The sequence below is a fragment of the Thiobacter sp. AK1 genome, assembly GCF_039822265.1.
Taxonomy (GTDB): domain Bacteria; phylum Pseudomonadota; class Gammaproteobacteria; order Burkholderiales; family Thiobacteraceae; genus Thiobacter; species Thiobacter aerophilum.
This window is the reverse complement of sequence record NZ_JBAJEX010000004.1, coordinates 14,742-29,160: the sequence shown is the minus strand read 5'-3', so window position 1 is coordinate 29,160 and position 14,419 is coordinate 14,742. Positions and strand designations below refer to the sequence as shown.

At 65.5% G+C, this 14,419-nt stretch carries 4 protein-coding genes and 2 pseudogenes; 5 read left to right on the top strand and 1 reads right to left on the bottom strand.

What is annotated here, in order from left to right:
- Positions 1-120: 120 nt before the first annotated feature.
- Together V6E02_RS06335 and V6E02_RS06330 are read left to right on the top strand one after the other, a co-directional pair.
- On the top strand, positions 121-363 hold the full coding sequence (locus V6E02_RS06335) for a transposase (protein WP_347307939.1): 243 nt from the start codon (positions 121-123) through the stop codon (positions 361-363).
- Between the two features lie 125 nt (positions 364-488).
- Positions 489-1,450, top strand: a pseudogene (locus V6E02_RS06330) (IS256 family transposase); the annotation flags it as partial.
- Between the two features lie 115 nt (positions 1,451-1,565).
- Here V6E02_RS06330 and V6E02_RS06325 read toward each other — a convergent pair.
- Positions 1,566-1,694 (bottom strand): annotated as a pseudogene (locus V6E02_RS06325) (IS256 family transposase); the annotation flags it as partial.
- A gap of 280 nt (positions 1,695-1,974) precedes the next feature.
- Here V6E02_RS06325 and V6E02_RS06320 point away from each other — a divergent pair.
- Genes V6E02_RS06320 through V6E02_RS06310 form a run of 3 tightly spaced genes read left to right on the top strand, consistent with a single transcriptional unit; the run spans position 1,975 to position 14,407 of the window.
- Entirely contained in the window at positions 1,975-7,263 is a 5,289-nt protein-coding gene (locus tag V6E02_RS06320) for a DEAD/DEAH box helicase (protein WP_347307938.1), read from the top strand.
- Positions 7,260-10,055, top strand: a complete 2,796-nt coding sequence (locus V6E02_RS06315; RefSeq protein ID WP_347307937.1) for a DUF8741 domain-containing protein — start codon at positions 7,260-7,262, stop codon at positions 10,053-10,055. The genes V6E02_RS06320 and V6E02_RS06315 overlap by 4 nt, the downstream gene beginning before the upstream one ends.
- A complete protein-coding gene (locus V6E02_RS06310) occupies positions 10,052-14,407 on the top strand; it encodes an Eco57I restriction-modification methylase domain-containing protein (RefSeq protein ID WP_347307936.1) in 4,356 nt (1,451 codons plus the stop codon). Before V6E02_RS06315 ends, V6E02_RS06310 begins: the two co-directional genes overlap by 4 nt.
- Positions 14,408-14,419: the final 12 nt, after the last annotated feature.

Here is a 14,419-nt window from a genome sequence, read left to right as displayed (position 1 = left end):
CGGCGGGTAGTGTGCTGACTTAATGTGCAAAAGCGTTTGCAGGCAGTAGGGAGCGGGCGGGTGGTCATGGTAAGAGGTTGATGATTGAGATCGACCTTGAACCCTGAAGGAGGGCAAACCATGACCACGAGGAATCATAAGACGAAGATGTTGGCAGTGGAAGCGGTCGCAAGCGACCGCGACCTGATGAAGGCGCTGATGAAGGAAGCCCTGCAAGAGGTTCTGGAAGGCGAGATGACCGAATTTCTGGGGGCGGCGCCAGGCGAGCGGACCGAGAGCAGGAATGGCGACCGTGCGGGCGACGACGGCCGCAGCCTCATCACCCGCATCGGCACGCTTATTGAGCGTAACGTAAGTCGTTGACAGGCTGCGTAAGTCAAACGTCATTCCCGCGAAAGCGGGAATCCAGGGTATTTCTCGCCATGTTCCTGGGTCCCCGCTTTCGCGGGGACGACACAACGGTGTGACCTACCTACGTAATGCTCAATAAGCTGCGGGTGCCGCGGGACAGAAGCGGCGAATTCTCTACGGCTTTGTTCGAGCGCGACGCCAGGCGCGAGAAGGCCTTGGTGGCGGCGCTGGCCGAGAGGTATGTGCAGGGCGTCTCCACCCGCAAGGTCAAGGCCATCACCGAAGAACGCTGCGGCCACAGTTTTTCGGCCAGCGCCATCAGTGCCATCAACAAGGGGCTGGATGATGCCTTGGCGCGCTTTGCCAACCGCCTTCTGACCGAACCCCATCCTGACCTGATCCTCAACGCCCGCTACGAGCGGGTGTGATCCAGCAGCGGGCGGTGCTGATCGCCATCGGCATCAACTGGGAAGGGCAACGCCAGGTGTTGGCGGTCGAGCTGGCCAACCGCGAGAGCCAGAGCAGCTGGAAGGACTTTCTGATTCGGCTCAAGCAGCGGGGGCTATCCGGTGTCCAATTCGTCGTCTCCGACGACCATGCCGGCCTCAAGAAGGCCATCCGGGAGGTCCTGACCGAAGCCGGCTGGCAGCGCTGCTATGTGCATTTCTTGAGGAATGCCCTGGACGACCTGCCGCGGAAGGCAGACGACGATTGCCTGCAGGCGCTGCGCTGGACCGACGACCGGCGCGACATCCAGGAGGCCCATCGTGACCTCTCGGCCTGGATCGGCAAATGGCAAAGCAAGTATCCGAAGCTGGTCCACTGGGTGGAAGCGAACATCGCCGAGACACTGACCTTCTACCGATTGCCGCGCGCCCATCACAAGCACATGAAGCGCACAAACATGCTGGCGCGGCTCAACGAGGCGATCAAGCGCCGCACCCGTGTTGTCCGCATCTTCCCAAACGCGGACGCCTGCCTGCGGCTGATCCGGGCGCTGTGCGTCGAGACCCACGAAGCGTGGCTAAAGGACAGTCGCTACCTGAACATGACGCTGCTGGCGGAGCAGAAAAAGGAGGCGCTGAGACTGGCCGCCTGACGCGGCTAGCCGCTGTCGGCACCGCTTGGGGCTCCCCCCTACGCGGCACCGACAGCGCAACGGAGATCAACCAATTACCTGATCTGCATATTTGCACAACTTGACACACACAACTAAACTCGCTTCGTTCGATTTTGGCAGCTTCGTTGACCAGAACGCTGCCCTTCGCCGCCCCATCGAGACCATTCTCAAGCAGGGCGGCATACGCCGCCTGCAAGGGGTTTGCTTCGAGTCGCATCGCCAGGGTGAATATGCTCCTTTCTCGATGTCATGGCGACAGACTCACCGCCTACCGCCCTGCGGTGGCAGCGGAACGGAATTTACAGAAAGAAAGATACACAACTGCAGCGGCTCGCCGCGAGCATGAAGGTGTCGTTGGCATGGGTCGTTCGACAGGCAATCGAAGAATATATGGCCAAGCAGCGGCCCGGATCGGCCCCGGACAAGAGGACAAAGTAAATCTCTAAGCAATTGGCAGGCTCGCCACTACGGCGGCTCGCTTGGGGTTCAAGGGAGGGAGAACAATGGATGTATTCAAACTACGGGAGAGCTTGGTCTCTGACTACAGCAGCTTCGCTCGTTCGTTCACCTCCATCCGTGCTGACGATATCCGCGCAGGAGTGGAGGCCGCTTACAACAGCAATCACTTTTGGCCTGAACCGCTGATACAGATCAATCCGCGCTACAAACCTGGCGACCACACATCGCAGCTCGCGGCCCGCAGGGAAATCCTGCCTGAAACCGCGGAGTGTTTTCCGATCGAGCTTTACACGCATCAGGAACAGGCGATCGCCTTCGCCGCAAAGGGCGAGAGTTTCGTGGTGACCACGGGAACCGGGTCCGGAAAGTCGCTGTGCTTCTTCATCCCCATCGTAGATGCAGTTCTGCGCGCGAAAAGGCATGACAGCACCCCACGCACGCGCGCGATTGTGATTTATCCGATGAACGCGCTGGCCAACAGCCAGCGCGAAGAGCTGATCAAGTTCATCGGAGACAACAGCCCCGTTTCATTTGCGCGCTATACCGGCCAGGAGACCTCTGAGGAGCGCGACCGGATCAAGGACAATCCGCCCGACATTCTGCTGACCAACTTCATGATGCTGGAAATGCTCATGACCCGGCAGAACGAAACCGACAGGAAGGTGATCGAAAACTGCGCTGGTCTGCAGTTTCTCGTGCTGGACGAATTGCATACCTATCGCGGAAGGCAGGGTGCGGATGTGGCCATGCTGGTGCGCCGCGTACGGGAACGCCTGGCTCCTGACAGGCTTTTGTGCATCGGAACTTCGGCGACGATGTCATCGGGTGGGAGCCAGGACGATCGGAACCAGAAAGTGGCTGAGGTGGCTTCCATACTGTTCGCGACGCCAATTTCGCCATTCAATGTGATCACGGAGGATCTCGACCGCGCCACAGATCCAGCGCAGACAGCCGATTCGGTTCGCCCACTGCTTGGCGCAGCGATAGACGCCGGCATCAGTCGGTCGATCTCGAACGAAGAACTCCGAACCCATCCGCTTGCCATCTGGGTCGAGACGCGTCTTGGAATCACTCGAGAAACCGGCAGCAAATGGACGCGTGCGCATCCGCGCCCCATGGCGGAAGCTGCCCGTCTGCTCGCTAGCGAGGCCGGGCGCGACGAACGCGCATGCGGCGAGGCTCTTCGCACTCTGTTGTTGCTGGCTGCATCGCCAGAGCGCAACCGTCGTCCCGGTGGATCTGACCGGGCATTCTTCGCGTTTCGCCTGCATCAGTTCATCAGCGGCGCAGGCTTGGTGTTCACCACGCTGGATGTGCCGGGCAGTCGCCCGGTCGAGCTCGAAGGCCAGCAGTTTCTGCCTTCCGATCCGACCAAGCGACTCTTTGCCACGTATTTCTGTCGCGACTGCGGACAGGAGTATCACCCTGTTCGACTGATCCGCGAGGATGGTGGCCAGAAGCTTTTGCCCCGCGACATCGATGACATGCCAAAGACCGCCGCGGGAGACGGCCAGGATTCCAGCGACGATGATCAGCAGGCAGAACGGTTGGGTTTTGTCCTGCCGCTGAGTCCGACCGATCCACTGGAGTTCCAGGGTCTTCCAGAGGACTACCCGGAAACATGGATCGAAACGACACGCGCTGGAGAAGCGCGCCTCAAACGCGATTACCGGCATCTGGCAGCAGAACGACTTTCAGTTGACCCTGGTGGCCGGGTCGGAACAGGAAACCCTGTCTGGTTCATGCCGGGCAAGTTCCGATATTGCCTGCGCTGTCGCGCTGTTCATGGGGCGCAGGGCAAGGATAGCAACCGCCTGGCATCGCTTTCGGCCGAAGGCCGCAGCTCCGCCTCGACCATCCTGACCATGAGCGCACTGCGCTGGATGCATGGCGCGGAAAGCAGAGTTCCGGAAGACAAGCGCAAGCTGCTGGGCTTCACCGACAACAGGCAGGATGCCGCTTTGCAGTCGGGTCATTTCAATGACTTTGCGTTTGTGAGCCTGCTGCGCGGCGCGATCTACCGCGCCTTGCGAAACGCAGGCCCTGCCGGCCTGAACGACAGCAGCCTCGGCGCGGCCGTACGCACCGCGCTGGGCTTTGACAAGCCGCCGCAGGGCGATCCGGCCGACAGTCACCGGCGCGAATGGATGCAGGATCCGCAAGCCACTGCGCGCGATCTCGCGGATGCAGAAGAGACACTGCGCTTTGTGCTGGCCTATCGCGCCTGGTACGACCAGCGGCGGGGTTGGCGCTACACCAACCCCAATCTCGAAGAGCTTGGCCTGCTTCAAACCGAGTACGTCGACCTCGACGGCTTCTGCGCCAACGACGCGCTTTTCAGCAACACACCAGCGCTGCTTCGCGACGCCGCGCCCGAGGTGCGTAAGGCCGTTTACCGCTGTCTGTTCGACCACATGCGCAAGGGGCTTGCGGTTGACGCCGCCGCCCTCGATCCGCAGCGTCTCAACCAATGCAAGGACGACGCGCTGCGCCTGCTGCGCGATCCTTGGAGCATTGGCCGGGAAGAGCGCCTCTTGGGATGGCGCTGGCTGTTTGTGGTGCCACCGCCGCGCAATGCCTTGCGTGGGTCAGACGAAGAACTAGTGCTTCGCGGCGGCTTGCAGACCGTCCTCGGCAAGGCCTTGCGAAATTCCCGCTTGTGGGGGGGCCGACCTGAAGCGGCTTCACTGAGCCGCAATGACTATGAGGATTTGCTGGTGGCTCTGATTCGTGCCGCGCAGAGCGGCGGATTCATCCGCCGTGACGATAACACCCCGTTCAATATCCCCGGATTCCGGCTCAACGCCGGGCGCATTCGATTCCGTGCAGCGGCGGACGCGGGCACTCGTCCCAACGCGTTCTTTCGGAACCTATATACCGCCGTCGCCGACTTGCTCGAACATGACGGCTGCTTCCTGTTCGGCTTGGAAGCCCGCGAGCATACCGCCCAGGTCGATGGCGATTTGCGCGCGCTACGCGAGGCCCGCTTCCGCTTCGGCAAGCCCGAGTCTGATAGCCTCAAGAGCGGGGAATTGCTTGACAAGGCCCGACAGTTGGGCGAGCCCAATCGCTTTCTGCCCGTGATGTTCTGTTCGCCGACGATGGAGCTCGGCGTTGATATCTCCGCGCTCAACGCCGTGTATCTGCGCAACGTGCCGCCCACGCCAGCCAACTACGTGCAGCGCGCTGGGCGCGCTGGGCGCAGCGGTCAGGCGGCGCTGATCGTGACGTACTGCGCGGCGCGCAGTCCCCACGACCAGTATTTCTTCCGCGATGCCGCGGGCATGGTTCACGGCGTCGTCAAGCCGCCGCTGATCGATCTGGCCAATCAAGACCTCATCCAAAGTCACCTGCAAGCCATCTGGCTGGCCGCGAGCCGTCATGAGCTGGACGGCTCCATCTCGAACATCGTTGACCCAAGCCTGCCGCGACAGCCGGTGTCCGAAGCCATCCTTGCTGCGCTCGCTCGGCCCGTCGTCGCCGAGGAGGCCAACCGTCGCGCCGTCGCCGTGCTGCGCCAAGTCCAAGCGCATCTTTCACCGCAAAGGGCCCCTTGGTTTACCGACGCGCAGTCTTATGCGCAAGCCGTGATCGCCAATGCACTCGATGCCTTCGACCGGGCGTTCAACCGCTGGCGAGCCCTGTTCACATCGGCTGAGCGACAAAAGCAATTGGCGCAGGCCACCTTAGACAACTACACCATCACCGACAGGCGTGAGCGCGAAGATGCCAAGCGCCGGCTCCGACAGGCGCTCGATCAGATCGACTTGCTGCTGCACGGACACGAGTCGTTCTCCAGCGACTTCTACACCTACCGCTATCTGGCCACAGAAGGGTTCCTGCCCGGATACAACTTTCCCCGTCTGCCGCTGATGGCCTACATCCCAGGTCGTCTGGACGTGCGCAGGGGCAACACCTTCCTGCAACGGCCTCGCTTTCTGGCCTTGTCCGAGTTCGGCCCGCGCAGCCTCGTCTACCACGAAGGACGAGCCTATCGCGTCGTGCGCGCACGCATCGCGCTCTCCACAGCCGAACAGGCCACCGCCGACGGCAACCTCAGCACCCGTGCCGTACGCATTTGCCGGCACTGCGGGGCCGCTCACTTCGAAGCCCACTGGAACGACTGCCACGCCTGCGGGCAGTCTCTCGCCGACGCGACCGTGATCAATGGTCTCTACCGCATCGACAACGTGGACACAGAACCCACGGAACGCATCACCGCCAACGACGAAGAGCGCCAGCGGCAGGCATTCGAGTTGCAAACCGTCTTCGAGTGGGCCATCCGCAATCGCCGCGTGGACGCGCGCAGCGTGCGGGCGCGTGACAGCGAAGGCGATATCCTCACCCTGCGCTATGGTGCTGGCGCGACCATCACGCGGATCAACAAGGGCTTGCGCCGCCGCCGCAATCCCAACCAATTCGGCTTTCTCATCAATCCACGCACGGGCTGGTGGGTGAAGGAGGAGGCAGACGACGACGAGGGCAACGATGCCAGCGGCGAGGCCGATCGACTGCCACCGCAGCGTGTCGTCCCCTACGTGCAGGACCACAAGAACGCGCTGCTCCTGCAGCCGCATGGAGCCTGGTCGGCGACCACCCTGGCGACGGTGCAGCACGCGCTCAAGCGCGGCATCGAGGCGACCTACCAGTTAGAAGAAGCCGAACTCCTTGCAGAGGCTCTGCCAGATGCCAAGAACCGCACGGGTGTGCTCTTTTACGAAGCCGCCGAGGGTGGCGCGGGTGTGCTCACCCGGCTCGTCAATGATCCCCGTGCCTTGGCTCAGGTCGCACGCCAGGCACTGCACGTCATGCATTACGACGTACCAACCGATCCGGCAGCGCCATGGCCCGATTTCGCAATGATCGACGACCAACCCGACACCCGCTGTGTGGCGGGCTGCTATCGATGCCTGCTGTCGTATTACAACCAACCCGACCACGAGCTCATCGACCGGCGCGACGAACACGCCCGGCGCATCCTCTGGCGGCTTGCGCAAATCGAAACCGAGCTTGCCTCCGACCCCACCATGGCTGAACTACCGCCAGAACCAGCGCCAGCACCCGGCTGGGGGGGCCAATGGCAGCAGGCCGCCGCGCGACACTTGCCCAAAGCCCCGGCACCGGCCAAGGTGCGCATCGACGGCACCGAATTGCTGCACTGGCCCGATCATTACGTGGCGGTGGCGCTGCCCGATACTAGCCGCGACCTGCAGGCGGAATGGGAGGAGCGGGGCTACACCTTCGTGCGCTTTTCGGCCGATCCCAATGCCTGGACGCCGATGTTCCAGCGCCTGGCCCGGCTTCTCGGCCTGTCTGACGGGGCATCCCGATGAGCACGGCTGCACCGCACTATGCCCCTGGCGCGCTGGTTCGCGTGCGGGGACGCGAATGGATCGTCCAGCCCGGAAGCCGGCCGCCGCTGCTGCGGCTGCGCCCCTTGTCGGGTGGCGAGGACGAGACGGCGCTGATTCACGCCGCGCTCGAGCCCGGCATCGAATCCGCCTATTTCCCGCCTCCGGACGCGGTGCAAGAGGGCAGCCAGATCGAGGCCGTTCTGCTCGCCGACGCGCTGCGCCTGGCGCTCAAGCGCGGCGCAGGACCCTTCCGCTCCTTTGGCAACATTGCGGTCGAGCCGCGCACCTACCAGCTCGTGCCCCTGCTGATGGCGTTGCGTCTGGACCCCGTGCGCCTGCTGATCGCCGACGACGTGGGCATCGGCAAGACCATCGAGGCGGCATTGATCGCGCGCGAGCTCTACGATCGCGGTGAGATCCAGCGCCTGGCCGTGCTCTGCCCGCCGCATCTGGTCGAGCAGTGGGCCCAGGAACTGGCCGAACGCTTCCATCTCGATGCGATCGCGGTCACAGCGAGCAGTGCGGCACGGCTCGAGCGCGGCATCCCGGTCGGGGAATCGCTGTTCCGCGTCCATCCGATCACCGTCGTCAGCCTCGACTACATCAAGTCCGAAAGGCACCGTCACGACTTCATCCGTGCCTGCCCTGAATTCGTCATCGTCGATGAGGCCCACACCTGCGTCAGCAGCGGGCAGAACCGCCAGCAACGCTACGAGCTGCTGCGACAGCTCGCGCAAGACGCCGCACGCCATCTCGTGCTGCTCACCGCCACGCCGCACAGCGGCGATCAGCACGCTTTCTTCAACCTGCTTGCGCTGCTCAAAGCGGAATTCGCTGCGCTGGCCACGGCCACCGGCGAGGCCAAAGAGAAGCTGCGCGAGCAGCTCGCCCAGCATTTCGTTCAGCGCCGCCGCCCTGACATCGACGAATGGCACGACGGCGGGATCTTTCCGCAGCGGCAGACGACGGAGATTACCTACCGGCTAAGCGGACAGTGGGACCGCTTCTTTGCGGCCGTGCTCGACTACTGCCGCGAGGTGGTGAGCCGCGCCGGGGACGACGAACGCCGCCAGCGCCTCTCCTTCTGGGGCACGCTGGCGCTGATGCGTTGTGTTGCCAGCAGCCCGGCGGCCGCCGTGCAGGCGCTTCGCACCCGGCTCTCCGCCGAGCAGGTGGAGCTGTCACCGGAAGATGTGGTGGGCCCGCTGTTCGACGGCGCGGAGGATCAGCTCAGCGAGGACGATGTGGCGCCCGCCGCCGACACCGGCGACCCCGTGCTGCGCGGCCTGTTGCGCGAGGCCGAGGCGCTCGCTGGCGAGGCGGGCGACCCCAAGCTGCGCCTGCTCACCGACCACCTCCAGCAGCTTTTGAACGACGGCTTCAACCCCGTGGTGTTCTGCCGCTACATCGCCACCGCGCACTACCTGCGCCAGCACCTGCACGGCCGGTTTCGCGGGGTGGCGGTAGACAGTGTCACGGGCGAGTTCCCGCCCGAGGAGCGCGCGCGCCGTGTCGAGGCGCTGGGCGAGGCCGAGCGCCGCCTGCTCATCGCCACCGACTGCCTGTCGGAAGGCATCAACCTGCACGAGTTTTTCGATGCCATCGTCCACTACGACCTGTCGTGGAACCCCACCCGGCACGAGCAGCGCGAAGGCCGCGTCGATCGCTTCGGTCAGCCCAGCCCGACAGTCCGCGCCACGCTGATCTATGGCGCCAACAACCCCGTGGATGGCGCGGTGCTTCAGGTCATCCTGCGCAAGGCAGAGAAAATCCGGCAGGAACTGGGCGTTCCCGTGCCCCTGCCCGACGACGACCACACGCTCACCCAGGCGCTGATGAAGGCCGTCATGTTGCGCAGCAATCGCGGTCCGCAGCAGGCGTTCGACTTCGAGGACTACGCAGAAAGCCGGGCGCTCGATCTGCGCTGGACCGATCTGGCCGAAAAAGCCAAGAAGAACCGCACCGTCTTCGCGCAGCGGCGCCTGCGCCCGGCCGACGTGCTGCCGGAGTGGGAGCGCATGCGCGCCGTGCTCGGCTCGAGCGACGACGTCAAGCGCTTCGTCACCCAGGCGATGGCCCGACTCGGCGCGGCGCTCACCTTCCACACGCGCGGCGCCACCGTGCCGGTCAGCAGTCTGCCGCCTGGCCTGCGCGAGCGTCTGGCCAGCGTGGGCATCGAGCACGATCTGCGCGTGGACTTCACCCAGCCGCCTGCGCCGGGCGCCCGTTTCATTCACCGCAGCCACCCCCTGATCGCCACGCTGGCCGAGGAGCTGCTCGAGCGCGCCTTGAGCGGAGACGCGCACGATGGCCAACAGCTCGCCACGCTCGGACGCATCGGTGTCTGGCGCAGCCCGGCGGTTACGCGCATCACCGCTGTTCTGCTGCTGCGCCTGCGCCATCAACTCATCGCCACCCGTGCTGGCGCCAGCCGCACCTTGCTAGTCGAAGAAGCTTTGCCCGTGGCCTGGCAGGGCCGTACCGATCCCGTCGAAGTGCAGGGCGATGAGGTATTGGCCTGGCTGCAGGCCCCGGCTCTGGGCAACCTGCCCGATGCCGTGCGGCAGCGCGAAATGCAAACCCTTCTGGACACGATACGAGAACGCCAGCCCTGGCTCGAACGGCTGGCCGACGCCCAGGCCGAACGCCTGCTCGCCGACCACCGCCGCGTGCGCGAGGCAGCCGACGCGCGCGGACGCTACGAAGTGCGAGCGCTCAAGCCCGTGGATGTGATCGCCGCCTACGTACTGCTGCCGGGAGCCTGCGCATGAGCCGCCGTCGCCCCGATCCTGCGCTCGAATTCGACGCCATCGCCATCGAAGGCGGACTGCTCCCTGCCGAATGGCTGGCCAAGGTCGCCGCCTGCCAGGCCCCGCATCAGTCCGCCGCCGACTACGGCGTGCCCAAGGGCCTGAACCTGCGCGACGAGCTGGGCCGCTACTGGCGCATTGCGCAGGCGCACTGGAAAGACTTTGCCGCCGCCCGCGCCACGGCCTCCGACCCGGGCGCCTTGACAACCCGCTTTGTCCACAGCCTGCTGCGCGACGTTTTGGGGGCAACGGATGGGGTGGCAGATCCCGCGCCGCAGGTCATTGGCGAGCGCCACTATCCGCTTTCCGTCACCGCCTGCGCGGGCCGCCTGCCGCTGGTCATCGCGCCCTGCACACAAAGCCTCGAAGAGCGCGATCGCCGCTTCGGCGACGCCGGCCGCAGCCGCAGCGCCTTTGGCCTGCTGCAAGACTATCTCAACGCCGCGGACACTGCGCTGTGGGGCATCGCCAGCAATGGGCTCACCCTGCGTCTGGTACGCGACAACTACAGCCTCACGCGCCCGGCCTGGATCGAGGCCGATCTGGAACGCATCTTCAGCGAAGAGCGCTTTGCCGATTTCTCGCTGCTGTGGCTGCTCACGCATGCCAGCCGCTTTGGCCGCGGCGATCAGCCGCCGCAAAACTGCCCGCTCGAGGTCTGGTATGCCGCCAGCCGCGAGCAGGGGACCCGCGCCCGCGAGCAGTTGCGCGGCGGGGTAGAGCATGCCTTGCGCGAACTCGGCCAGGGCTTTCTGAGTGACCCCGCCAACACCGCGCTGCGCGACCGCCTCTCCCGCGGCGCGCTCACCCCCCAGGGCTACTACCAGCAACTGCTGCGCCTGGTATACCGCTTCATCTTCCTGCTCACCATCGAGGAACGCGGTCTGCTGCATCCGCCCGGTGCCGACCCAGAGACCGTGCGCCTGTATCAGGAAGGCTACAGCCTGCGGCGTTTGCGCGAGCGCGCACGCCGCCGCCGCGCCTGGGACCGTCACGCCGATCTCTGGGAGGGCTTGAAACCCGTCTTCGCCGGGCTTGCCGCTGGCCAGCCGCTGCTCGCCCTGCCGGCGCTCGGCGGGCTGTTTGCCGCCGGTCAATGCCCGGATCTGGACGCCGCGCGGCTTCCCAACCGCGACCTCCTCGCCGCCGTCTTCCGGCTCACCTGGATGGTGAGCGACGGCAGCCTCACCCGCATCAACTGGCGCGACATGGGGCCGGAAGAACTGGGCGGCATCTATGAGAGCCTGCTCGAACGGGTGCCCATCGTCACCGCCGACGCGCGCCGCTTCGACTTTGCCGAAGGTGCGCAAGCCAAAGGCAACGCCCGCAAGCTTAGCGGCAGCTACTACACGCCCGACCCCCTGGTGCAGGAACTGCTCGATTCCGCGCTCGAACCCGTCATCCAGCAGCGCCTGGCCGGCAGCGCCGATCCGCAGGCCGCGCTGCTCGCCATCACCGTCTGCGACCCGGCCTGCGGCAGCGGGCACTTTCTGCTCGCCGCAGCGCGCCGGCTCGCCGCGCGGCTGGCGCAACTGCGCGCCCAGGGCACCCCCAGCGGCGACGACTACCGCCACGCCCTGCGCGATGTCATCACCCACTGCATCTACGGCGTGGACCTCAACCCCATGGCGATCGAACTGGCGCGCCTGTCGCTGTGGCTGGAGGCGATGACCCCGGACAAGCCGCTCGGCTTCCTCGACCACCACCTGCAATGCGGCGATGCCCTGCTGGGCGTGCTCGATCCCGCCATCCTCGACCACGGCCTGCCCGACGACGCCTTTGCGGCGCTTACCGGCGACGACAAAGCCATCGCCAGCGCCGCCAAGAAGCGCAACAAGCAGGAATGCGCCAGCTGGCAGCGCGCGCTTTCCACGGGCGATTTGCTCCGCGCCGAGCATCTGGCCGAGTCCACCGCCGCGGTGGAGCACCTCACCGACGACGATCTCGGCGCAGTCGCCGCCAAGCAGCGCGCCTGGCAAGAAGCACGCGATCGGGCCGCCACCAGCCGCCTTGCGCGCCTGGCCGATCTCTATCTCGGCGCATTCTTGCTGCCCAAGACCGCCGAGCACCAAGACCACCTGCCCAGCGCCCGCCACCTCTGGGCCGTGGCGCACAACGAGCCGGAACCCTCTTTGGCCGCCGCAGAAGCCGCCGCCCGCGCCGCCTGCCGCGAGGCGCGCGTGCTGCACTGGTGGGTGGCCTTCCCGCACATCGCCAGCCAAGGCGGATTCACGGTCATGCTCGGCAACCCGCCGTGGGAGCAATTGCAGCTCAGCGAGGAAGAGTTTTTCGCTTCCCGCGCTCCGTCCGTTGCTGCGCTCGCGGGAGACAAACGCAAAAAAGCCATCGCTGAACTTGAGTTCAATGCCCCGTGGTTATGGGCTCAGTTCAAGGAAGCTAAACGAATGCGCGAGGCAACCAACCTATACCTCCGTGCCGGTGGTAGATATCCATTGACAGCAATTGGAAAGCTCAATACTTATGCGCTGTTTGCCGAGACCTTCGCCCAGCTCACTGCGCCCGGTGGGCGCGCCGGCATGATCGTGCCCACCGGCATTGCCACCGACGACTCCACCAAGGCGTTCTTCGCGTCCATCAGCCAGTCGGGTCGCCTGGTCAGCCTGCTGGATTTTCAGAACCGCGACGGGGTGTTCCCCGCGGTAACCAGTCTGCAAAAGTTCTGCCTGCTCACCCTCGGTGAGGCCGCCGCCGCGCGCTTCGTGTGCTTCGCTACCGACGTGGCGCACCTGGCCGACCCCCGCCGGCAGTTCACCCTGACGCCCGACGAGTTCACCCTCCTCAACCCCAACACCCGCACCTGCCCGGTGTTCCGCAGCCAGCGCGACGCCGAGCTCACCAAAAAGCTCTACCGCGCCGCGCCGGTGCTGATTCGGGAGGAGGAGAAGAACGCCGCGGGCGAGGTCATCACGCCGGAGCACAACCCTTGGGGCATCTCGTTTTCGCAGGGACTGTTCAATATGACGTCCGACAGCGGCCTGTTCCACCCCACGCCCGCCGCCCCCGGCGGAACACCGCGCCTGCCACTGTACGAGGCAAAAATGATCCACCAGTTCGACCACCGCTGGGCGAGCTTCCTGCCGGGCGCAGACGGGGGCGACAGCCGCGCTGGGCGCGATGCGCCAGAGGCCGACGCCAAGACCGTTGAAGTGAGCGCGGCGCAAAAGGCCGACCCCGCCTTCACCGTCCGCCCGCGCTATTGGGTCGATGAGCGCGAGGTGTTGGCACGCATCGCCCGCGTACCGTCGCGCGTGGCGCGCGCCTGGCTCGCCCTGCACGCCGCCCGTGACGCGCGGGATACCGCCGGGCAGCACGACGCGCTCGCCGACCTGCATCTGGCGCTTGCGCAATGGGTGGCCGGTGCGCTGTTCCAGCGCGAAGCGGGGGCCGCAGCGCAGCCCGCCGGCGCATCGCCCGCCACGCTCCAGCGCGCCGTTGCCGCCAGCGAACAGCAGCTTGCCGAGCGCTTTCCTTTGCTTGCCGCGGCACTGCGCGCCGACGGCCACACCACCCGCAAGGCGCTGGCCGACTTCCCCAAATGGGCGCGGCAAAACGATGGGGCGCGGCTGAGCGACGCCGAGCTTGCCGCACTTGCCGCGGCACTGCACGCCAGCACGCCAGCAGACGCGCTGCGCGACCTGCTCGACGCCTGGATGGACCTACGCAGCCCGCGCTGGCTCATGGGGTGGCGCGACATCTGCCGCGCAACCGACGTGCGCACCGTGATTGCGGCGGTGGTGCCGAGGGCGGGGGTGGGGCACACGCTGCCGCTACTTACAACAGCGCATCCTGCAGCGTTGAATGCGGCATTACTGGCTAACTGGAACACCCTAACCTTCGACTTTGTTGCTCGAACCAAGGTCGGAGGCACGCACCTGACTTACGGTTACTTGAAGCAACTCCCGATCCTCCCCCCCGACCGCTACACCGAAGCCGACCTCGCCTACATCGTCCCGCGTGTGCTCGAGCTCAGCTACACCGCGCACGACCTCGCGCCTTGGGGCCAGGACCTCACCGCCTACGACCCGCGCCCCGCTGCCGAGCGCGGCCGCCCCTTCACTTGGGACTCCGAGCGCCGCGCGCTGCTGCGCGCCGAGCTCGACGCCTACTACGCGCGCCTATATGGCCTCACTCGAGACGAACTGCGTTATATCCTTGACCCTGCCGAGGTCATGGGTGCGGACTACCCGTCTGAAACCTTCCGCGTGCTCAAAGAAGGCGAGCTGCGCACCTACGGCGAATACCGCACGCAGCGGCTCGTGCTCGCGGCGTGGGATCGCCTTGCCAACGCTTGATCCGGAGAATCC

Bases quoted from the DNA above. Each gene is read 5' to 3' on its own strand.
- V6E02_RS06335 (WP_347307939.1), top strand. From the start codon at position 121: ATGACCACGAGGAATCATAAGACGAAGATGTTGGCAGTGGAAGCGGTC.
- V6E02_RS06320 (WP_347307938.1), top strand. From the start codon at position 1,975: ATGGATGTATTCAAACTACGGGAGAGCTTGGTCTCTGACTACAGCAGC.
- V6E02_RS06315 (WP_347307937.1), top strand. From the start codon at position 7,260: ATGAGCACGGCTGCACCGCACTATGCCCCTGGCGCGCTGGTTCGCGTG.
- V6E02_RS06310 (WP_347307936.1), top strand. From the start codon at position 10,052: ATGAGCCGCCGTCGCCCCGATCCTGCGCTCGAATTCGACGCCATCGCC.